Annotated in this window: 17 protein-coding genes and 7 pseudogenes; 15 read left to right on the plus strand and 9 right to left on the minus strand. The window is 70.7% G+C overall.

The annotated features are described in order from the left end of the window. Positions 1–31: 31 nt before the first annotated feature. Together ABZV31_RS33185 and ABZV31_RS33190 are read right to left on the minus strand one after the other, a co-directional pair. Positions 32–430: a hypothetical protein gene (locus ABZV31_RS33185; RefSeq protein ID WP_355900575.1), complete on the minus strand. Its 399-nt coding sequence runs from the start codon at positions 428–430 to the stop codon at positions 32–34. Between the two features lie 252 nt (positions 431–682). After that, positions 683–1,471, minus strand: a complete 789-nt coding sequence (locus tag ABZV31_RS33190) for a hypothetical protein (RefSeq protein WP_355900576.1) — start codon at positions 1,469–1,471, stop codon at positions 683–685. Between the two features lie 536 nt (positions 1,472–2,007). On the opposite strand from ABZV31_RS33190, the gene ABZV31_RS33195 reads away from it, so the two are divergent. Continuing rightward, complete coding sequence (locus ABZV31_RS33195; protein ID WP_355900577.1) at positions 2,008–2,688, plus strand: transglycosylase family protein; 681 nt, start codon at positions 2,008–2,010, stop codon at positions 2,686–2,688. Positions 2,689–2,852: 164 nt separating this feature from the next. Here ABZV31_RS33195 and ABZV31_RS33200 read toward each other — a convergent pair whose 3' ends face one another. Next, entirely contained in the window at positions 2,853–3,080 is a 228-nt protein-coding gene (locus ABZV31_RS33200; protein WP_355900578.1) for a hypothetical protein, read from the minus strand. Positions 3,081–3,114: 34 nt separating this feature from the next. Next, positions 3,115–3,267, minus strand: a pseudogene (locus ABZV31_RS33205) (epoxide hydrolase); the annotation flags it as partial. Between the two features lie 48 nt (positions 3,268–3,315). Between ABZV31_RS33205 and ABZV31_RS33210 the strand changes: the two are divergent. Next, a pseudogene (locus ABZV31_RS33210) lies at positions 3,316–4,160 on the plus strand (WYL domain-containing protein); the annotation flags it as partial. Here the strand turns inward: ABZV31_RS33210 and ctaD are convergent. Then, complete coding sequence (gene ctaD / locus ABZV31_RS33215) at positions 4,042–5,733, minus strand: cytochrome c oxidase subunit I (protein ID WP_355900579.1); 1,692 nt, start codon at positions 5,731–5,733, stop codon at positions 4,042–4,044. The pseudogene ABZV31_RS33210 and the gene ctaD sit on opposite strands and share 119 nt — an antisense overlap. 436 nt (positions 5,734–6,169) lie before the next feature. On the opposite strand from ctaD, the gene ABZV31_RS33220 reads away from it, so the two are divergent. Beyond that, entirely contained in the window at positions 6,170–6,385 is a 216-nt protein-coding gene (locus tag ABZV31_RS33220) for an I78 family peptidase inhibitor (RefSeq protein WP_355900580.1), read from the plus strand. A gap of 169 nt (positions 6,386–6,554) precedes the next feature. Here ABZV31_RS33220 and ABZV31_RS33225 read toward each other — a convergent pair whose 3' ends face one another. Both ABZV31_RS33225 and ABZV31_RS33230 read right to left on the minus strand, forming a co-directional pair. Further along, positions 6,555–7,586 carry a phosphatase PAP2 family protein gene (locus ABZV31_RS33225; RefSeq protein WP_355900581.1) on the minus strand — a complete coding sequence of 344 codons (1,032 nt, stop codon included), beginning with the start codon at positions 7,584–7,586 and terminating at the stop codon, positions 6,555–6,557. 237 nt (positions 7,587–7,823) lie between these two features. After that, entirely contained in the window at positions 7,824–9,014 is a 1,191-nt protein-coding gene (locus tag ABZV31_RS33230; RefSeq protein ID WP_355900582.1) for a hypothetical protein, read from the minus strand. Between the two features lie 260 nt (positions 9,015–9,274). On the opposite strand from ABZV31_RS33230, the gene ABZV31_RS33235 reads away from it, so the two are divergent. After that, positions 9,275–10,876, plus strand: coding sequence for an MFS transporter (locus tag ABZV31_RS33235; protein ID WP_355900583.1), 1,602 nt, complete (start codon positions 9,275–9,277; stop codon positions 10,874–10,876). A 103-nt stretch (positions 10,877–10,979) separates the two neighbouring features. Continuing rightward, positions 10,980–12,179, plus strand: coding sequence for an acyl-CoA dehydrogenase family protein (locus ABZV31_RS33240; protein ID WP_355900584.1), 1,200 nt, complete (start codon positions 10,980–10,982; stop codon positions 12,177–12,179). Between the two features lie 36 nt (positions 12,180–12,215). Here ABZV31_RS33240 and ABZV31_RS33245 read toward each other — a convergent pair whose 3' ends face one another. Next, positions 12,216–12,653 carry a cell division protein SepF gene (locus ABZV31_RS33245; protein WP_355900585.1) on the minus strand — a complete coding sequence of 146 codons (438 nt, stop codon included), beginning with the start codon at positions 12,651–12,653 and terminating at the stop codon, positions 12,216–12,218. Positions 12,654–12,903: 250 nt separating this feature from the next. On the opposite strand from ABZV31_RS33245, the gene ABZV31_RS33250 reads away from it, so the two are divergent. Continuing rightward, on the plus strand, positions 12,904–14,169 hold the full coding sequence (locus ABZV31_RS33250; RefSeq protein ID WP_355900586.1) for a DUF5685 family protein: 1,266 nt from the start codon (positions 12,904–12,906) through the stop codon (positions 14,167–14,169). 8 nt (positions 14,170–14,177) lie between these two features. On the opposite strand, the pseudogene ABZV31_RS33255 reads toward ABZV31_RS33250, so the two are convergent. Continuing rightward, positions 14,178–15,135 (minus strand): annotated as a pseudogene (locus ABZV31_RS33255) (ABC transporter substrate-binding protein). A gap of 408 nt (positions 15,136–15,543) precedes the next feature. Between ABZV31_RS33255 and ABZV31_RS33260 the strand changes: the two are divergent. The 9 genes and pseudogenes from ABZV31_RS33260 to ABZV31_RS33300 all read left to right on the plus strand — a co-directional run. Next, positions 15,544–16,398 (plus strand): annotated as a pseudogene (locus ABZV31_RS33260) (amino acid ABC transporter permease). Positions 16,399–16,483: 85 nt separating this feature from the next. Next, positions 16,484–16,573 (plus strand): annotated as a pseudogene (locus tag ABZV31_RS33265) (FAD/NAD(P)-binding protein); the annotation flags it as partial. Between the two features lie 2 nt (positions 16,574–16,575). Further along, positions 16,576–16,764 (plus strand): annotated as a pseudogene (locus ABZV31_RS33270) (FAD/NAD(P)-binding protein); the annotation flags it as partial. Positions 16,765–16,877: 113 nt separating this feature from the next. Continuing rightward, positions 16,878–17,063 (plus strand): hypothetical protein, encoded by a 186-nt coding sequence (locus tag ABZV31_RS33275; protein ID WP_355900598.1) that lies wholly within the window; start codon positions 16,878–16,880, stop codon positions 17,061–17,063. 97 nt (positions 17,064–17,160) lie between these two features. After that, a complete protein-coding gene (locus tag ABZV31_RS33280; protein WP_355900587.1) occupies positions 17,161–17,775 on the plus strand; it encodes a hypothetical protein in 615 nt (204 codons plus the stop codon). A 32-nt stretch (positions 17,776–17,807) separates the two neighbouring features. Further along, a complete protein-coding gene (locus ABZV31_RS33285) occupies positions 17,808–18,899 on the plus strand; it encodes an LLM class flavin-dependent oxidoreductase (protein ID WP_355900588.1) in 1,092 nt (363 codons plus the stop codon). After that, entirely contained in the window at positions 18,896–19,678 is a 783-nt protein-coding gene (locus ABZV31_RS33290; protein WP_355900589.1) for a DUF1684 domain-containing protein, read from the plus strand. The genes ABZV31_RS33285 and ABZV31_RS33290 overlap by 4 nt, the downstream gene beginning before the upstream one ends. Before the next feature lie 245 nt (positions 19,679–19,923). Further along, complete coding sequence (locus ABZV31_RS33295) at positions 19,924–20,829, plus strand: S1 family peptidase (protein WP_355900590.1); 906 nt, start codon at positions 19,924–19,926, stop codon at positions 20,827–20,829. A gap of 96 nt (positions 20,830–20,925) precedes the next feature. Then, positions 20,926–21,420, plus strand: a pseudogene (locus ABZV31_RS33300) (SPFH domain-containing protein); the annotation flags it as partial. Between the last annotated feature and the right edge of the window lie 38 nt (positions 21,421–21,458).

Here is a 21,458-nt window from a genome sequence, read left to right on the forward strand (position 1 = left end):
GTCCAGGGGCCGCCCTTTTCACGCCGGTACGTCAGATTCCGCGCCGCCGGGCGGGCGGCAATGCCGCCGGAACGTGGTGCATCCCGGAGTCCTGCCGCCCGAGTGTCCCGACGCGCTGCCACTGCGACTGCTGCTGCCCGGTGCCGTGACGGGTGCTGTACGCCCCCGCGCTGTAGGCGCTGTATCCGCTGGAGCCGTACGACCCTGTACTGTGCGGGCCCGAGCCGTGCGGGAGGTTCCCGAACGCGATGAAGCCCAGGTCCTCCTCGCCGCTGCGGTCACCCGGCAGGGCTCGGTAGGACTTGACGTACTCGGCGTAGAGCGCGTCGTAGATCGGCGTGGCCGATGGGCCGCTAGGAGGATCCTGCGCCACCCGCGCGGACGGGATCAGCTGATAGGACTGGCGGCGGGGAACGTCATATGCGTGCACGTATGTCCAAACGACCCCGAACCGGAAGGGATGCGGCTGTGAAGCGCCCCAAAAGGGGCGCGGTGACTGTGGCGTCACGCGGCTGCGCCGCGAGGGCGCGACAAGCCACGAACGACCGGCAGTCACCGTCGGGATCCGCAGTCACCGTCGGGATCCGCAGTCACCGTCGGGATAAGTAGTCACCGTCGGGACCCGCAGCCACCGTCGGAGCCGTAGCCATCGTCGGAGCCGTAGCCCCCGGACCTTGGGCGCTCAGGTCCCGGCCAGGGGCAGCGCCGCCGCAACCAGCTTCCCGTTCGCCGCCGCCTTGTCCAAAGCCGCCCGCAGTAGGTCCTCCCGGGGCTGCCGCCCGATGGACCCCACCGGCGCCGCGAGCATGATGACCTGCTGGTGCTTGTTGGCGGCCGCCCGCCACCCGTCGGTGACCTGCAGCGGCTGATGTGCCTGCCACCAGGCCACCGCCTGGCCCCCGTTGGTCCCGGGCTGGAGGACGGCGTGCAGCCGGCCCACGGCCAGCAGCACCGACCAGCCGTGCAGCACGGGCGGCACGGAGCCGAGGTCGGTCACGGACAGGAAGCCCTGCTCGATGAGCAGCGGCAGGAAGTCGTCACCGGCGCCGGTCGTGCCCGGGCGCACGATCGGCGCGGTCGGCTCCACGACGAGGGCCGGGTGCAACTCCCCGGCGATTAGGACGAGCCCGCTGGTCACGCCGAGGACGGCCTGCTCGGGCACGACCTTCTGGGGCTCCGCATCGGTGGCCCCGGAACCGGCGTTGATGGAGCGGACCGCGCCCTGCAGCTGCTCCTCGGTGACCTGGATGACCTGCGAGGGCAGGCAGCTGGCGTGGGCGAAGGCGAGGACGGCGGTCTCGTCCCCGACGAACAGGACGGTGCTGGTGCGCTCCTGCTCGGAGTCGCCCGGGGTGCGGCAGGACGTGCAGTCGTAACTGCCCGGGGCGTTCTCTCCGGCGAGCAGCCGGTCGGCTTCTTCGTCGCCGATCTCGGCGCGTACGGCGTCGCTGACGTCGAGCATGCGCGGCACGGTGGCTCCCTCGGGATGCGGTGCGTGGCGGGACCGGGTGGCTCCCGGCCCATGAACCGGATGGGCCCCCGGTTCATGAAGAAGACAACGGGTGATCTGTGGCGGGAGTCACGCCCTCCGGCGAACGGAATCGAACCATCGGACGCACAGGGTCACGCCTGGTGCGGAACCTGCCACTCCTTGTCAACTCCTCGGAAATCAAAGGGCCTTGACGAGGTGAAGTGAGTCACAGGTGGACGGCGTCACTGGTCGACAAATCAGGAAATCAGCGCATGAAGTGGGTGACCGGAAATCGCCGATACCTGGGGTAACGGCGAACTGGCCTGGGGCGACGGGGAGTTGGTTGATCCCGGCTCGCCATGCTCCCTAAATTCCTCGGCCGTGTGCAACGAGCACCGCTCGGGTACGTCCGCCGACCGCACCAAGTCGGCTCGCAGCACAGCCTCCGGCGGACGGGGCGGAGCGCAACAACCGCGTTCATGCGCGGGAAGTGCGCCCCGCCTTGGGGGACCCCGAGTCCTTCGAAAGGGAATTACATGTCCGAATGTGCCGATACCACGCGCGACAACGCTCGTAAGACACGGACGGCGGCGGTTCTCGCCGGGGCGGCCCTGCTCGCTCCGCTCGGGCTGCTGGCCGCGACCGGCAACGCCCAGGCGGCGGACGGCGGAGTGTGGGACCGCATCGCCCAGTGCGAGAGCGGCGGCAACTGGCACATCAACACCGGCAACGGCTACTACGGCGGGCTCCAGTTCGCCGCCGGCACCTGGCGCGCCTACGGCGGAACGGCGTACGCGCCCACCGCCGACCAGGCCTCCAGGACCCAGCAGATCGCCGTCGCCACCCGGGTCCAGCGGGCCCAGGGGTGGGGCGCCTGGCCGGTCTGTTCGGCCCGGGCCGGGGCGTACGGCAGCGCACCCGCGGCCGCGTCGGGTTCGGTCACGACCGAGTCGACGCACAAGTCGACGCACAAGTCGGCCCAGAAGACGACACGGAAGGCAGCCCCCTCGCAGCAACCGTCGCAGGCGCCGGCACGCGCGACGGGCTACACGAACCGCGGTGCGTCCCGCCGCGACTACACCGTCCGCGAGGGCGACACGCTGAGCGGCATCGCCGCCCGGCACGGGACCACCTGGCAGCGGCTCTACGCCGGCAACAAGGCCGTCATCGGCGGTGATCCCGACCTGATCGTGCCCGGACAGCGCCTCGCTCTCTGAGCCGCTCCCCCTGCGCCGGGCACGAGGCCCCGCCCGGCCCGCCGGCCGGGCGGGGCCCACCCGTTGGGGCGGGCCGGGGCGTGTCGGTGGTCAGCCGGACCGGCTCGGCCCGGGCACACGTCGGCGGTCATCCGGACCGGCTCTCGGCCCGGATGCGTCGGTGGTCAGCCGGAAGGGCGCCCCGGGCCCGAGCCCCGCTGCGATCCGCCGTTGCTCGAACGCCGCTGCAGCTCGCTCGCCTCGCCGCTGAACACGACCTGGCCGCGGTGCAGTTCGTACACCACGGCCGGACGGCCGTGCAGCACGGGCGGCAGTCGCTGCTCGGCGAGCACCACGCACGCGTGGAGTGCTGCCAGCAGGTCGTACGTGCGGGCCGCGACCGTCGGCGACATGCCCTGCGCGGGCTCGTCGAGGAGCACCACGCGCGCGCGAGGCCGAACCGGCCGTGCCGGTCAGCCAGTACAGCATCACGTTCGTCAGCAGCGTGTCCCGGTCGACGGGGGAGTCGATGAGGGCGTAGGACAGGGTCTGCGGGCGGGTGGACTGCAGGACGTTGTAGCCGAAGCCGCCCGTGGTGAACCGCGCGATGGGCGCGAGGCTGCGCCGCTCCCGCTCGGTGAGCCCGCCGACGACGAGGCGGTCGCCGTCGCCGCCGGACTGCGCACCGCCGCCGGGCAGGGCATCGAGGGCATCGGCGAAACCTCCGTACGGGCGCTGGCGAAGCTCGAGCAGGTGCTGCCGAGCCGGCTGCGGCGCCGGATGAGCGCCCTGAACGCCTTCACCGTGCCGATGCTGCGCGGCCCCCAGCCCTCCGCCGCCGACCCCGCCGTCCTGACCGAGCTCGCCCAGCTGTGCCGGGACGCCGAGCGGCTGCGCTTCGAGTACCGCAGCCTCCCCCACTCTCGAACCGGCTCGAGCGGGGGGACCCCCATCGGCGCCGCCACCCGCCGGACCGTCGAACCGCACCGCCTGGTGTGCACCGAGCGTCGCTGGTACCTGGTCGCGTGGGACCTCGACCGCGACGACTGGCGTACGTTCCGCGTCGACCGCATCACCCCCAGGCCGCCGCACGGCCCGCGCTTCGCCCCACGGACCCGCCCGCCGACGACCTCGCCGCGTACGTCTCCCTGGGCGTCTCCACGCGCGCGTACGCCTCGCACGCCGTCATCCGGCTGTTCGTGCCGCTGGCCGAGGCCGCCGAGCGGATCTCGCCCTCGGCCGGGACGCTTCAGGCCGACGGGCCGGACGCCTGCATCCTGCGCACGGGCGCCGCGAGCCTCGACGTGATGGTCGTCCACGTGATGATGGGCCTGGAGTTCGAGGTGCTGGAGCCAGCCGAGCTGACCGAGGCGATCAGGACGGCCCGTGACCGGCTTGATGCCGCTTTGGCTCGGGCTGCGGAGCCTCACCGGCTTGCTCGGGATGGTGCAGGTCGAATGCCGGGGACTCCGAGCGGATCCGGGGCAGCGTGACGAAGTTGTGCCGGGGCGGCGGACACGAGGTCGCCCACTCCAGGGAGCGGCCGAAGCCCCACGGGTCGTCGACCTCGACCTTCTCGCCGTACTTGGCGGTCTTCCACACGTTGTACAGGAACGGCAGCGTCGACATCCCGAGCAGGAACGCGCCGATCGTCGAGACGGTGTTGAGGGCGGTGAAGCCGTCCGCGGCGAGATAGTCGGCGTACCGGCGCGGCATGCCCTCCGCGCCCAGCCAGTGCTGCACCAGGAAGGTGGTGTGGAAGCCGACGAACAGCGTCCAGAAATGGATCTTGCCGAGCCGTTCGTCGAGCATCTTCCCGGTGAACTTCGGCCACCAGAAGTAGAAGCCGGCGAAGGTCGCGAAGACGACCGTGCCGAAGACGACGTAATGGAAGTGCGCGACCACGAAATACGAGTCCGTGACGTGGAAGTCCAACGGCGGCGACGCCAGGATCACCCCGGTGAGCCCGCCGAACAGGAACGACACCAGGAAGCCCGTCGCCCACAGCATCGGCGTCTCGAAGGACAGCGAGCCCTTGACCATCGTGCCGCTCCAGTTGAAGAACTTCACGCCCGTCGGCACGGCGATGAGGAAGCTCATGAAGGAGAAGAACGGCAGCAGCACCGCGCCCGTCGCGAACATGTGGTGCGCCCACACCACCACCGACAGGCCGGTGATCGCCATCGTCGCGCCGATCAGCGTCATATAGCCGAAGATCGGTTTCCGGCTGAACACCGGGAGGATCTCGGTGATGATGCCGAAGAACGGCAGCGCGATGATGTACACCTCGGGATGGCCGAAGAACCAGAACAGGTGCTGCCACAGCAGCGCCCCGCCGTTGGCCGCCTCGAAGACCTGCGAGCCGAAGCGGCGGTCCGCCTCCAGCACCAGCAGCGCGGCCGCCAGCACCGGGAACGCCATCAGGATCAGGATCGACGTGAACAGCGTGTTCCAGGTGAAGATCGGCATCCGGAACATCGTCATGCCCGGGGCGCGCATTCCGATGATGGTGGTGATGAAGTTGACCGCGCCGAGGATCGTCCCGAAGCCGGCCAGCGCCAGCCCCATGATCCACAGGTCGGGGCCGAGGCCGGGGGAGTGCACGGAGTTGTTGAGCGGCGCGTAGGCGAACCAGCCGAAGGCGGCGGGCCCGTCCGGCACGAGCAGCGACCCCAGCACGATCAGGCCGCCGAACAGGAACAGCCAGTACGACAGCATGTTCAGCCGAGGGAAGGCCACGTCGGGGGCGCCGATCTGCAGTGGCATCAGTTCGTTGGCGAAGCCCGCGAAGCTCGGGGTCGCGAACAGCAGCAGCATGATCGCGCCGTGCATCGTGAACAGCTGGTTGAACTGGGTGCTGCTCATCAGCTGCAGCCCGGGCCGGGCGAGTTCGGCCCGCATCAGCAGCGCCATGATCCCGCCGATCAGGAAGAACGCGAACGACGTGATCAGGTAGAGATGGCCGATCTTCTTGTGGTCGGTGGTGGTCAGCCAGTCGACGACCAGTCGGCCGGGTCGCCTGGTCCGTGCGGGTCGCACGGAGGCCGGATCGGTCTGGGTTCCCATCGCTCGCTCGCCCCTTCGCTCGTCGCGCCCGGGTCCGCCGCGGCCCGCGTCGCACTCCCCGCGGGCTTACGCCATCATGCGCACGCCGCCGCGCGCTCCGACAGGGGGCGTACGGGTGTTCTGTGCTGGAACGGTGAAATTCCTGTGCTGCGTCAGCTCCTGTGGCCCCGCGCGGATTCGGAATGGAAAGGGGCCCGGACCGGCCCGGATCGGTTCTCCCGGCACTTTCCGCCGTGCTTTTCCAGGCGCCGCCCCGACACGCGGGAATTGCGTTCGAATGCCCGCGGAAGGGGGACGGAACCGCCCGTACGCGTGACGGAGTTCGGGCCGAACGGGCGTCGTGCCGCTGTGACAGAAGTGTGACAGGAGGGGGATGCGGGACCCCTGGTGCCACCGTGGACTTCCACGTTCGCGGGCCAGCGCCTAGCGTGGCGGTATGTCACCGATTCCCACTCCGCCAGCGGAGCCCCAGGACAGTCCGGACGGGTATGTCGGCCTCGAGGCCCAGCGGGCCGAGCGGCTCGCGCGCGAACGGGGCTGGTCCAAAGTGCGGTCCCTGTCGCCGGGCGCGATCATCACCATGGAGTACCGGGTCGGACGGCTCAACTTCGAGGTCAAGGACGGTCACGTGGCCCGCGCGTGGAAGGGCTGACACCGCCGCCGACGAAGCACCCCGCCCGGCTGGTGATGCCGCGAACGACGGCGAAGGCCCCGGCTCCTGGAACTCGAGGACAGGAGCCGGGGCCTTCGCCGCGGGGTGGAGGGTGCGTACCGGCCCCGCTGCCTTCGGGTACCTCCCACGCGTTGAGCAGTGGGGGAGATCAGCCGCCCGTCAGGGGGCGGGCCGCCGAAGTCGTGCCGCGCGGGATGCGGTCGGAGTGCGGCGGCCGTCGGCTGCCGACCGGGGTGACCGGCGTGCGCTCCGAGCGGGCCGTGTGCGGGCCCGGGGCGAGATGGACCGGGGTCCTGGCCGAGCGGGGTGCGCCGACCGTCTCGCGGCCCACCGGCGCCTCGTCCTGCGCCGGGACGCGCGGCTTGAGCAGCACGGGCGCACCGACCGGGGCGGCCGGAGCGGGCACCGCTGCCGGACGGCGGCGACGGGAGCGCCAGCGGTCGCGCAGGTCGAAGAGCCCGGCCTCGGACTTGGCGATGAGCGGCTCGAACCACGGCAGCGCCAGCAGGATCAGCAGCCCCGCGGCCCAGCCGAGGAGCACGTCGCTCAGCCAGTGCGTACCCAGGTAGACGGTGGTGAGGCCGACGCCGAGCGCCGTCACCGCGGACAGCGCCGACAGCCAGCGCCGCGCCCTCGGGGTGGAGGCCAGATAGGCCAGGATGCCCCACGTCACCACGGCGTTGGCGGTGTGGCCGCTGGGGAATATATCGCCGCCCAGGCCCATCTCGTTCGAGCCGATCACGGTCGCGTAGTGCGGTCCGAGGCGCCCCATCCCGATCTTCGCGGCGCCGACCGTGATGTTCAGCAGCAGCAGCGACATGGCGAGGGTGACCAGCGGACGGAGGGTGTGCTGCCGCCACGAACGCCAGCCCAGCCACGCGGCGACCATCACGGCGGTGGGGCCGCGCTGGCCCAGCACCACGTAGTAGTCGAGGAACGCGTGGATCTGCGGCCACTGCTGGTACGGCCGGAAGAACATGACCTGCCAGTCGAGCCGGACCAGCCAGGAGGTCGTCACCACGGCCCAGACGATCGACAGGTAGAAGGCCAGGGTCGCCGAGAAGAGCACGACCCGGTGTCGGCTCATCCTCGGCACGTCGATGTGCGCCGGCCGTTGCGGCTCACGGTCCAGCCTGGCGAACACCCGGTCCAGGCGGGTGAGGGTTCGTTCGGTACGCACCCAATCGACGTTACAGCGAGTGAGCGCAGTTCCCGGACGAATCACGGGCTTTGTGATGACGATGTGATGTGGGATTGCTCTCAGCGGGGGTTTATTTCCATGGATTCCGCAATGCCCGCGCGCGGCGTCCTTCATTTCCTTTGATCATTCCGGAGGGCCGTTTTGCGGCGCTTATGAATTCGTTAACCGAACGCTCGGGTGGAATTGTCCGGGCGCTCATCGGCCGACCGGAGCCGATCACGGCGGACCGGAGCCGTTCAGCCAGAACGCCCCATAGACCGCGGAGGCCACCGCCACACCACCCACCACCAGGGCAGACCTGGACGAACGCAGCCGGGCCAGGGCCAGAGCGAGCGGCAGCAGCAGCGGGAAGGCGGGCAGCAGCAGGCGCGGTTTCGAGCCGAAGTAGCCCGACGCGCACAGGGCGAGCAAGGTGACGACGCCCGAGTACACCAGCAGCGGAAACGGCTGGCCCTGTCGTACGCCGACGACGTACAGCCGGATCACCAGACCGACGCCGACGACCAGCCCGAGCCCGGCCAGGGCCGAGGGAAACGACGTGAACTTGTCGGCGACGAAGCGGGCGAAGGCGTAGCCGCCGTCGAAGCCGTTGCGCCAGCCCGCCTGGACGTCGAGATAGCCGAGGGGGCCCTTGCCGGTGCGGTGGCCGACCCACAGGACGTAGCCGGCGGCACCGAGGGGGGCGAGCAGCATGCCGAGGGCGCGGCGGGCGTCGAGTCCGGGGGCGCGTGTCCGATTGCCCGCGCCGTGGGCTTCCGGCGCGCTCCGGGTTCGCACGAACGAGGTGATGGCCCCCGCCCACACCGCCGCGACCACGGCGAGTCCCACCGGCCGGGTCAGCCCCGACAGCAGGGCCAGGGCGCCCGCGGTCACCCAGCGGCCGGTCAGCACCGCGTACAGTGACCAGGCGGCGAGCGCCGTGAACAGCGACTCGCTGTAGGCCATCGACTGCACGATCCCGACCGGCAGCACCGCCCACAGCAGCACCGCGCAGATCCCGACCCGGCGGCCGTACACGTGATCGGCCACCGCGAAGATCCCCCAGGCCGCGGCGAGCGAGGAGAGGAGGCTGACGACGAAGCCGGCGTCGGCGCAGGACAACGGAGTCACCGCGGCGAGCAGTCGCTCCAGCCAGGGCAGCAGCGGGAAGAAGGCCAGGTTGGAGTGCACGTCCCCGTTCGGGAGGCGCACCTCGTAGCCGTACCCGAGCCCGGCGACCCGCGTGTACCAGAGCGAGTCCCAGCGGGCGGTCAGCAGGGTGTACGCGCTCTTGCCGCGCGCGGCACTCCATGCGGCCAGGGCGATCAGGCCCAGGGCGCGGACGGCCGCGTACCCGAGGAGCGCCGGTGCGGCCCGGCGCAGGGCCCCGGGGCGGGCCGATGCCACGTGCGTTTCAAGATCGGTCACGGGCTCGATTATCGACCGCGTACGGAACCGGACCGGCCGCGGGGGCGTGATGGCGGAGGAGGGGGTGGCGCACGCCACACGGGTTCGGCACGGGGTCTGAGAGGTGGGCCACGCGACACCGGGGCGGACTCGCGTACGCTGACGAGTCACTCGCACGTCGTTGCGCGGGCTGGAGACGACCGCTCCTCTCCGGCCGAGCCGTGGGGAGTCCCCACCCCGCGGGCCCGCCGACCGCGAGGGCTCATCTGGGAGGTACGTACATGTCCGGGACGACCACGGCCGCCGGTGCGCTGCGCCGTCGGGCGGCCGGGGCCGGTGCCAACCGCTGGGTCGTCCTCGTCGTCCTCTGCGTCAGCCTGCTGCTCGTCGCCGTGGACGCCACCGTGCTGCACGTGGCGGTGCCCGCCGTCACCGAGGATCTCAGGCCCGGCGCCATCCAACTGCTGTGGATCGTCGACACCTACCCGCTCGTCTGCGCCTCGCTGCTGATCCTCTTCGGCACTCTCGGTGACCGGGCGGGCCGCAGGCGGATCCTGCTCCTCGGCTACGCCCTCTTCGGCATCGCCTCCGCCGTATCGGCCTTCGCCCCGAACCCCCAGATGCTGATCTTCGCCCGGGCGCTGCTCGGCGTCGGTGGCGCCATGATCATGCCTGCGACGCTGTCGATCCTGCGGCAGGTCTTCCCCAACCGGGGTGAGCGGGCGCTGGCGATCGGGGTCTGGAGCGCCGTGGCCGCGGTGGGCGCGGCGGTCGGGCCGCTGCTCGGCGGCTTCCTGCTGGAGCACTTCTGGTGGGGGTCGGTCTTCCTCGTCAACATCCCGCTGATGCTGGTCAGCCTGCCGGTGGGCCGGCTGCTGCTGCCCGAGTCGACCGGCGACCGCGAAGGTCCCTGGGACGTCGTGGGCGCGCTGATGGCGGCGGCCGGGCTGTTCTGCGCGGTGTTGGGCGTGAAGCGGCTCGGCGGCGGGGAGCCGGTGTTGAGCGTGTTCACCCTGGTGCCGCTGGCGGCGGGGTCCGTGCTGCTGGTCTTCTTCGTACGGAGGCAGGGGAGCCGTCGGCATCCCCTGGTCGATCTTCGGATGTTCTCGCGGCCGGCGTTCAGTACGTCCGTCGGGTGCATCGTGCTGGCGATGCTGGCGCTGGTCGGGCTGGAGCTGATCGCGGCCCAGTATCTGCAGCTGGTGCTAAGGCTGTCCCCCCTGGAGACCGGGCTGCGACTGCTGCCGCTGACGTTCGCGGCGATGGCGGCCGGGCTGGCGGGGGCGCGGATGCTGCGGCGGTTCGGGCCGCGGCGGATGGTGTGCTTCGGGTTCTGTCTGACGGCGGCCGCGGTGGTGGTGCTGACGGCGATGGGCGGGGACGACAACGCCGGGCTGCTGCTGGCCGGGTTCGTGCTGCTGGGCTTCGGTCTGGAGACGACCCTGTTCGGGGCGTACGAGTCGATGCTGAGCGAGGCGCCGCCGGCGCAGGCGGGCGGGGCCGCGGCGATCGGGGAGACGTCGTACCAGTTGGGGGCGGGGATCGGGATCGCGTTGCTGGGCAGCGTGATGAACGCGGCGTACGCGCCTGGGCTGGCGGGGGTGCCGGGGGTGCCGGCGGCGGCGTCCGGGGCGGCGTCGCACTCGCTCGGGGAGGCGTACGAGGTGGCCGGGCAGCTTGGGGGGTCGGCGGGGGTGGCCCTGCGGCGGGCGGCTCGGGACTCCTTCGTGCACGGGCTGCATGTGACGTTGCTGGTGAGTGCGGGGCTGCTGCTGCTCGGGGCGGTGATGGCGTTGCGCCTGCCGCGGGTGATGCAGTGTGAGGGGTCGGCGGTGGAGCTGCCTGCCCAACGGGAGGTCGAAAGGCCCCGCGTCTCGGCTTGAGCCGCCTCCTACGGGCTGGGTGGACGTGCGAGACACTGCGTCGTAACGTCGGGCCGAGTCGCTCAACTAGCGATGCTAGTTTTCAGTTGCCGGAGGGTGTCCCATGTCCGCGTCCTCGAAGTTGCCCCCGTTGCCCCCGTTCGACCCCGCCGATCCGCTCGGGATCGACGACCTCCTGGACCCGGAGGACCTGGCCATCCGCGACACCGTACGGAACTGGGCCGCCGACCGCGTCCTGCCCCACGTCGCCGAGTGGTACGAGAACGGCGAACTGCCCGTCATCCGCGACCTCGCCCGCGAACTCGGCGCCCTCGGCGCCCTCGGCATGTCGCTCACCGGATACGGCTGCGCCGGCGCCACCGCCGTCCAGTACGGCCTCGCCTGCCTCGAACTCGAGGCCGCCGACTCCGGCATCCGGTCCCTCGTCTCCGTACAGGGCTCCCTCGCCATGTACGCCATCCATCGGTTCGGCTCCGAAGAGCAGAAGCAGACGTGGCTCCCCCGCATGGCCACCGGCGAGGTGATCGGCTGCTTCGGCCTCACCGAGCCCGACCATGGCTCCGACCCCGCCTCCATGCGCACCTACGCCAAGCGCGACGGCACCGACTGGGTTCTCAACGGCCGCAAGATGTGGATCACCAACGGCTCCGTCGCCGGCGTCGCCGTCGTCTGGGCACAGACCGACGACGGCATCCGCGGATTCGTCGTGCCGACGGACACCCCCGGCTTCTCCGCCCCGGAGATCAAGCACAAGTGGTCCCTGCGGGCCAGCGTCACCAGCGAGCTCGTCCTCGACGACGTGCGGCTGGCCGCCGACGCCGTGCTGCCCGAGGTCGTCGGACTGCGCGGACCCCTGAGCTGTCTGTCCCACGCCCGCTACGGGATCGTCTGGGGTGCCATGGGCGCGGCCCGCTCCTGCTTCGAGGTCGCCGTCGACTACGCGAAGTCGCGGGAGCAGTTCGGCAGGCCCATCGGTGGCTTCCAGCTCACCCAGGCCAAGCTCGCCGACATGGCGCTCGAACTGCACAAGGGAATTCTGCTCGCCCACCACCTGGGGCGGCGCATGGACGCCGGCCGTCTGCGTCCCGAGCAGGTCAGCTTCGGCAAGCTCAACAACGTACGAGAGGCGATCGAGATCTGTCGTACGGCGCGGACCGTTCTCGGGGCGAACGGGATCTCCCTCGAATACCCGGTGATGCGGCACGCGACCAACCTCGAGTCGGTGCTCACCTACGAGGGCACCGTCGAGATGCACCAGCTCGTGCTGGGCAAGGCGCTCACCGGTCTCGACGCCTTCCGGTGAGGCCTCAAGGAGGCAGGGCCGGTACGCGGCCCTGCCTCAGCTCTGGTTGAAGAAGCCGTCCGAGCGATGCGCCGCCGGGTCGCCGCTGACGATCTCGGTGTCGGCGGGGGAGAGCAGGAACACCCGGTTGGACACGCGGTCGATGGAGCCGCGCAGGCCGAAGACCAGCCCGGCCGCGAAGTCGACGACGCGCTTGGCGTCGGCGGCCTCCATGGCCGTGAGGTTCATGATGACCGGCACCCCGTCCCGGAACAGCTCGCCGATGGCGCGCGCGTCGCGGAAGCTGTCCGGGGTCACCGTGCCGATCCGGCGGCCCTTGTCCTCGGCCGTGTCCGTGGCCACCTTCACCCGGGGGTCCGTGACCCAGGCGTCCCCGGACTCGGTGCCCTCGGAGTAGTCGTCGTCGTAGTAGCGCTCGTCATCGTTGTCGTCGACGAGGCCGAGCCACGCACTCGCCTTGCGTACCGATCCCATGGACGCCTCCTCTCGCAGCGGTCTTTCTTGCTTTCCGCATCCCTATGGTCATCCATGATGCGGATGGCGCGCCAAGTGGATAGACGCCGCGCGGGGGGTTTGTGACGGTACTGGTGCACAGCGAATCCGTCGAGAGCCCGTGTTTCCCAAGGGCACGGCGGTAAACGGCTGCTGACTGAGAGTGAAATATGATTGTAGGCGGCGTACGGGTGACGTGCGGTGCGTACGGGTGAACGAAGTGGCCGATACGATGCGGCAGTCAACGTCGTACGCGTCACGGGGGATCGTCGTGTTCGGAATTGTCAGGCCTTGCCGCCACCGGCTCGGTGAGAGTCTCAAGACTCAGTGGATGGCGCATTTGTGCGGGCTGTGCCTGGCGCTGCGCGGCGACCACGGACAGTTCGCGCGCGTCGTGACGAACTATGACGGGCTTATCATATCCGTTCTGACGGAGGCTCAGGTCGCGAAGAACGAAAGGGGGCGGCGCACAGCGGGCCCGTGTCCGCTGCGCGGCATGCGCACCGCTTCAGTCGCGCAGGGCGAGGGGGCGCGGCTCGCGGCGGCCGTCTCGCTGGTGCTCGCCTCGGCCAAGGTACGCGACCACGTCGCCGACGGCGACGGGCTGCTGGCCCGCCGTCCGGTGGCGCTCGCCGCCCGCCGGGTCGCCGACAGCTGGGGGCGCGCGGGCGCCCGTACCGGGGCCGACGTCGGGTTCGACACTGCCGTCCTCGTCGACGCCGTCGACCGGCAGGTCGGCATCGAGGCGCTCGCCGGGCCCGGGACGCCGATCCTGACGGTCACCGAACCGACCGAGACCGCCACCGCCGCGGCCTTCGCCCACACCGCGGTCCTCGCCGGGCGGCCGGGCAATGCCGAGCCGCTCGCCGAGGCCGGGCGTCTCTTCGGACGGCTCGCGCACCTCCTGGACGCCGTCGAGGACCGGGAGGCCGACGCCGCGTCGGGTGCCTGGAACCCGCTCACCGCGACCGGCACCTCGCTCGCCGAGGCCCGCCGGCTCGCCGACGACGCGGTGCACGGCATCCGGCTCGCCCTGCGCGAGGTGGAGTTCACCGACGGCCGGCTCGCCCACCTGCTGCTCGCCCACGAACTGCGGCGCTCGGTGGACCGGGCCTTCGGCACCGAGTCCTGCGGGCACGCGCCCGAGGGCGCCTTCGGGCCGCCGCAGGGCCCCTACGCACCGCAGGGCCCCCCATTACCCCAGAACCCGCAGACCCCGTACGACCCCAACAACCCCTACACGGGAGGCAACCCCTTCGGCGGCGAGCCCCCACGGCCGGGCAAGCGCGGCTTCTGGGCCGGGTGCGCGGTGGCCATCGGGCTGTGCTGCACCTGCAAGGCGTGCTGCGCAGACGAGTTCGAGGGTCCGTGGTCGCGGCAGAAACGCGAGGGCTGGTGCAGCAACTGTGACTGCGACTGCGGCGACTGCTGTGAGTGCTGCGGGAACTGCTGCAGTTGCGGTGACGGCTGTGGCTGCGACTGCGGCTGCGACTGCTGAGGCCTGTTCTAGTTCTTCAGTTCCGGCGGCGAAGATCTGCCACTTCTTGATCGCCGATCCCGTCGTCCCCCACTTCTTCAGGATCTTCTCGTACGTCCCGTCGGCGATCAGCTTGTTCACCGCCGCCTGGAAGGCCGGAGCCAGCTTCGTGCCCTTCTTGAAGGCGAAGCCGACGTCGAGGCGGTGGTACTCGTTGAGGAACTTCACGCCCGTCTGGTGGGCGACGGCGTAGCGCAGGCCGTTGATGGTGGACATCACGACGTCGCTGCGGCCCTGTTGGAGCGAAAACCACAGCGCGCCGGTCTCGCTGTAGGTCTGCACGCCGTACGCCTGCCTGCCCGCGTCCGTGCAGACGTGCTTGTTCTGCTCCAGCGTGGCCTCGAAGGTCGTGCCCGCGCCGGTGGCGATGTTCAGCCCGCACAGCTGCTTGAGGTCGGTGACCTTGCCCAGCTTGCTGTCCTCGCGGGTGGCGAAGCCCTGGCCGTCGTTGATGTAGGTGACGAAGTCGATGGTCCTGCGCCGCTCGTCGGTCACGTCGAAGTTGCCGGCGCCGACGTCGTACTTGCCGCTGTCGAGGGCGGGCAGGATCGCCTCGAAGCTCGCCTGCTGCGTCTTGAGCTTGATGCCGAGCACCTTGGCGACGGCGTTCGTGAAGTCGACGTCCTGGCCGGTGAGAGTCTTGCCGTCGTCCAGGTAGGTGGTGCCGGGCGGGGTGCCGCCGACGCTGTAGACGACGGTGAGGCCCGACACCCCGGACGGCAGCAGCCTTGCAGCCGCCTCGTCCCTCCGGATGCCGGAGACGACGTCCGTGGTGGGGATCGTGCCGGCCTTGGCGGCGGCGCCCGCGGCACCGCTCCCCGAGGAGCCGTCCGACCCGGAGCTGCACGCGGTGAGGAGCAGCGCTGCGGAGGTGATCAGGGCAAAGGGTACGAAAAGGCGGCGGCGGGCACGCGTGGGCGTACGCATGGTGTGCGGTCTCCTGGGAGCAAAAGGGCGTCAAAGAGCGCGAGGGATGGGTGCGCGTGTGAAGGCGAGGAGGGAGAACGCTGACGGCGCCCACGGGATCAGGGGCGCGCAGTGGGTCGGCTCAACAGGAAGAGGACCACACGCGACCGAAGTCGATGTGGGAGCGCGTGACCAGCCACTGCTGTGGATGCATGGGCCGAGTGGAACAGGCATCCGGTTCCGCGTCAACCGACTTGAGATGTACGGCTCACATGATGGACAGCCTTGACAGCGAGGGCAAACGGACCCGTACTCTCGACGAACGGCCCTGCTGAGGGGCTCGGCCGTACCGCGTGCCGTGGCGACACCGCGCGCTCCGTGTGAAGGCACCCACCCCGTGCTCGAACCTACGCATCACGGAGCCTTCGCATGTCCTCCGACACTCTCGCCCAAGCCGTCGCACCGGAGATACCGGAGCACGCGGGCGCCTTGCGAATCGTCCCGCAGCGCCGGCTCGGCCAGTGGACGGCCGCCGCCCTCGTCCTCGTCCTGCTCGGCCTCGCGCTCACCTCGGTCGTGCGCAACCAGGCGTTCCAGTGGGACGTCGTCGCCGACTGGTTCACCTCGGACTCCGTGCTGCGCGGGCTGTGGCTGACCCTGTGGCTGACCGCCGTCGTCATGGCGCTCGGTTTCGCGCTGGGCACCCTGCTCGCCGTGTTCCGGCTGTCCGCCAACCCCGTGCTGCGGGCGGTGAGTTGGGGATACGTCTGGCTGTTCCGGTCGATCCCGATCCTGGTGCAGCTGCTGCTGTGGTTCAACATCGGGGCGCTGTACCCGCAGATCCTCGGCGTGAAGACGGTCAACCTGCTCGGCCCGGTCACCGTCGCGATCGTCGGCCTCACCCTGCACGAGGCCGCGTACGCCGCCGAGGTGGTGCGCGGCGGCATCCTGTCCGTCGATCGCGGCCAGATCGAGGCCGCGTAGGCGCTCGGCCTGAGCCGGTGGCGCCGCTGGCGGCGGATCGTACTGCCGCAGGCGATGCGCGCCATCGTGCCGCCCGCCGGGAACATGCTGATCGGCACCCTCAAGGGCACCTCCATCGTCAGCGTCATCGCCGTCCAGGACCTGCTGTACTCGGTGCAACTGGTCTACCACCGCACCTACCAGGTCATCCCGCTGCTGATGGTGGCCACGATCTGGTACACCCTCGTCACCTCGGTGCTCAGCGTCGGCCAGTACTACGTGGAGAAGCACTACGCGCGCGGTTCGGAGCGCACCCGATGACCACCCACCGGCCGTCGCTGGTGATCGTCGGGCCGGGCCGCGGGGGACCGGTCTGATCGAGCGCATCGCCGCCAACGCGCCCGAGCTGTATGCCGGTTCGGGATTCGACATCCACCTCGTCGACCCCCATCCGCCGGGTGCCGGACGCATCTGGCGCGCGGCGCAGTCGCCGCTGCTGTGGATGAACTCGCACGCCGAGGACGTCACCATGTTCACCGACGACACGGTGGACATGGCCGGGCCGGTGCGCGAGGGCCCGACCTGCACGAGTGGGCGGGCCTGGACGGCCGTACCTTCGCCGACCGTCGTATCCAGGGCGCCTACCTGCGCTGGGTGTACGACCGGGCCGTGGCCGCCCTGCCCCTGGGCATCACCGTGCACCACCACCCGCGGCGCGCCGTGCGCGTCACCGCCGTCCGCGCGCGGGCCGCCAGCAGGTGTGGCTGGAGGGCCGCCCGCGTCCGCTCCCCGCCGACCTCGTGGTGCTCGCCCTGGGGCACCTGGACGCCGAACTCGACGGCGAGCAGGGCGAGTTGGCCGCCTACGCCCGCACCCATGGCCTGGTGCACCTGCCGCCGGACTTCACCGCCGACAGCGACCTGTCCCCGCTGAAGGCCGGCGAACCCGTCCTCGTCCGCGGTTCGGGCTCGCCTTCGTCGACCTGATGGTGCTGCTGACGGAGGGGCGGGGCGGGCGGTACGAGGGGGACACGTACGTTTAGTCGGGACAGGAGCCGGTCCTGTACTCGGTTCGCGGCGCGGAGTGCCGTACCACTCCAAGATCGGCTACGACTTCGGCGGTGAACGCCCGCCGCTGCCCCGCTTCTTCGGCCCCGCCGACGTCGACGCGCTGCTCGCCCGGCCGGACGGTTTCGACTTCCGGCGCGACGTGTGGCCGCTGGTGGAGAAGGAACTCGGGTTCGCCCACTATCACCGGCTGTTCGCGGCTCACCCCGACCGGACTTCCGTCGCCTGGGCGGACTTCGAGGAAAAGTACGCGGCCGCCGACACCGCCGAGCGCGAGGTGCTCGTCGCGTCCGCCGTGCCCGACCCCGCCGACCGGCTCGACCTCGGTGCCCTCGACCGTCCGCTGGACGGGGTGCGGTACTCCTCTGGACCCAAGCTGCTGCTCTTCGACGAACCCACCTCCGCGCTCGACCCCGAACTGGTCGGCGAGGTCCTCGACGTCATCAAGGACCTGGCCGGCCGGGGCACCACGATGATCGTCGTCACGCACGAGATCGGGTTCGCCCGCGAGGTCGCCGACACCGTGGTCTTCATGGACGCCGGGCGGATCGTCGAGCAGGGCGCGCCCGACGACGTACTCGACCGGCCGCAGCACGAGCGGACGCGGGCGTTCCTCTCCAAGGTCCTCTGAACCGTGGCTCGCCACAGAAGGGATTCCCCCACATGACCGCACCGCACGGCCGGAGGCTGCTGCACCTGGCGGCCGCCGTCGATCAGCAGTCGGCGTACGACGCCGGTTCCTACGTCGCGCTGGCGCGGCTCGCCGAGAGCGGTGGCCTGGACTTCGTGACGCTCGACGACAGCTTCGCGCGCCCCGGCCCCGACGCGCTGACCGTCCTGTCCCGGGTGGCGCCCGCGACCCACCGCGTCGGCCTGGTCCCCACGGTCACCACCACGCACACCGAGCCCTTCCACGTCCAGGCACGTCAGCTGTGGGACGCGTGGACGCCGGACGGCGTGTCGCGGCCGTTCGCGCACCGAGGGCAGCACTTCGACATCGCGGGCGAGTTCACCGTTCCGCGCTCGCCGCAGGGCCATCCGGTCGTCATCCAGGCGGGGGATTCCGACGAGGGCCGGGAGTTCGTGGCCGCCACGGCCGACGTGATCTTCACCCGGCACGGCACGCTGAAGGCGGGGCGCGCCTTCTACGCCGATGTGAAGCGGCGGCTGGCGAAGTACGGCCGCGGACCCGACGACCTGAAGATCATGCCCGGCGTGACCGTCGTCCTCGGCGACACCGCCGCCGAGGCCCAGGAGAAGGCCGGCGAGATGCGCAAGCGGCAGATCTCCCCGCAGAACGCGATGCTCGCGCTGGAGCAGATCTGGGGCGTCGACCTGTCGGCGTACGACCCCGACGGGCCCCTGCCCGACCTGGACCCGGTGCCGGACGCGCAGCTCACGCAGGGACGGACCCGGCGCGGCGACACCGTCGCGCTCGCCGAGAAGTGGCGGGCGCTGTCGAAGGAGAAGGGGCTGTCCATCCGGCAGACCGTGATCGAGGCGAGCGGCCGGCAGTCCTTCATCGGCACCCCGGAGGCGGTCGCCGCCGAACTCGACGAGTTCGTACAGCGTGACGCCGCCGACGGCTTCATCCTCGTCCCGCATCTCACCCCCGGCGGACTGGACGACTTCGTGGACCGCGTGGTGCCGCTGCTCCAGGAGCGCGGCGCGTTCCGCACGGAATACCAGGGCGTCACTCTGCGCTCACACCTCGGTTTGCCTGCCCAGCCCGGCATGGAAGGGTTGATCACATGACGACGGACGCATCCGACGCGTGGAAGCAGTGGCACGAACACCGTGTCGAAACGGTGTCGGCGCCCTACGGGCCACTCGCGCTGTCCGGCACGTACTGGCTGGAGGACTATCCGGACGGTCGAATTCCGGACATCCCCGGGACCTGGGCGGCCGACGGTGACACGGTCGTGCTCACCGCTGCCGAGGCGGACGGTCTGACCGTCGACGGGCAGCCCTTCAGCGGTCAGGTGCGGCTCGTCGCCGACACCGGAGCGGTGGACGCCGCCCGGGTCGCGCTGGGTGAGCGCCGGCTGGTCGTGCTGGTCCGCGAAGGCATATGGGGCATACGGGACTTCAATCCCGCCGCCGCGGCGCGGCGGGCGTTCCGGGGCATCGAGGCCACTGCCTACGATCCGCGCTGGTCGGTGCCGGGGCGCTTCACCGCGTACGAGGAGAGCCGCACCGTGCGCGTGCGGAACGCGGACGGACGCGAGCGCGGTCTCGGGCTCGCCGGGGAACTGGCCTTCACGCTCGACGGACAGGAACTGACGCTCCAGGTCGCGGTGCGGCAGGACGGTTCGCTGTGGGCGGTGTTCGCCGACGCCACCAGCGGGGACGGCAGTATCCGCTTCCGGTTCCTGTACCCCGGCGCCCCGGACGCCGAGGGGCGCACAATCGTCGACTTCAACCGCGCCCTTCTTCCGCCGTGCGCGTTCGCCGACCACTTCATCTGCCCGTTCCCGCCGCCGGGGAACACCCTGGGCCTTGCGATACCGGCGGGGGAGCGCACCCTGCTCTGAGGCAAGGTTGTCCTCGCTGCTGACGGAGCGTCAACTCGTCCTGATCGCACACAGCCCACTCGAATCACACACAGTCGCACGGCCGAAAGGCGCCCTTGCGCCTACCGGCCGTTCGGCCGAATACTCCCCCCACAGCGCTTGTCAGGGGCACGGCGTGTCCGGAATCCGGACGCGTGCTCCCTGGCTGCGCCTCACGGGCCCCGACCCCACGCGGGCCCCCGACTTCCCCTGTGGAGGAACGAAAAGTGAGGATCAAGCGCACCACTCCTCGCAGCGGCATTACGAGACGGACCCGGCTGATCGCCGTCTCCACCGGGCTCGTTGCCGCCGCCGCGTTCGCGGTCCCCAGCGCGAACGCGTCCGACACGACCACCTTCAGCACCGCCCAGCTCACCAAGGCGAGCGACTCGGTGCTCAAGGCCGACATCCCGGGCACCGCCTGGGCGGTCGACAGCAAGACCAACCGTGTCGTCGTCACCGTCGACAGCACGGTCTCTCCGGCCGAGATCGCCAAGATCAAGCGGCAGGCGGGTGCCAACTCCGGCGCCCTGACCATCAAGCACACCCCGGGCAAGTTCAACAAACTGATCTCCGGCGGCGACGCCATCTATGCGAGTAGCTGGCGCTGCTCGCTGGGCTTCAACGTCCAGGACGCCAGCGGCAACTACTACTTCCTGACCGCCGGTCACTGCACCGACGGTGCGGGCACCTGGTGGTCGGACTCGTCGCACTCGACCACGCTCGGCACCACCGCCGGCTCCTCCTTCCCCGGCAACGACTACGGCATCGTGCGCTACACCAACAGCTCGGTGACCAAGTCGGGCACCGTGGGCAGCGTGGACATCACCAGCGCGGCCACGCCGTCCGTCGGCACCACCGTCTACCGCCGCGGCTCCACGACCGGCATCCACAGCGGCAGCGTCACCGCGCTCAACGCGACGGTCAACTACGGCGGCGGCGACATCGTCTACGGCCTCATCCAGACCACGGTCTGTGCCGAGCCCGGCGACTCCGGCGGCCCGCTCTACTCCAACAGCGGTGTCGCCTACGGTCTGACCTCGGGCGGCAGCGGCGACTGCACCTCCGGCGGTACGACCTTCTTCCAGCCGGTCACCGAGGCGCTGAGCGCCTACGGCGTCCACGTCTACTGACGCCCCCGCAACCGGTCACCCGCACGGCCTGACCTGCAGCCGGCAGCAGGTGAGCCCCCGCACACAACTGGTGTGCGGGGGCTCGCTCCTGGAGGGGCGCAGACCTCGCTGCGGTCCATCATCGGCAAGAGCGAGCTGGACGACCTGCTCTCCAACCGCGAAAAGCTCAACCAGGGACTGGAGTTGATGATCGACAGCCCGGCCGTGGAGTGGGGCGTCACCATCGACCGTGTCGAGATCAAGGACGTGTCCCTGCCCGAGACCATGAAGCGCTCGATGGCCCGGCAGGCGGAGGCCGACCCGGGAGCGCCGGGCCCGGGTCATGAACGCGGACGCCGAGCTCCAGGCGTCGAAGAAGCTGGCCGAGGCGGCACAGCAGATGGCGGACACGCCCGCGGCGCTGCAACTGCGGCTGCTGCAGACGGTGACGGGGCGGTCGCCGCCGAGAAGAACTCCACGCTCGTGCTGCCCTTCCCGGTCGAGCTGCTGCGGTTCCTGGAGAAGGCTCAGCAGCAACTGCCCGCAGCGCCCGCAGTGTCGGAACCTCGCATGGATCAGGGTGGCGAAGGGCCGAAATCAAGACAGGACTAGATCTCGCGGGCTGCGCATCGGTTACTCGCCCGTAGTGT

Origin of the sequence: Streptomyces sp. NPDC005202 (assembly GCF_040608235.1) — a bacterium.
Taxonomy (GTDB): Bacteria; Actinomycetota; Actinomycetes; order Streptomycetales; family Streptomycetaceae; genus Streptomyces.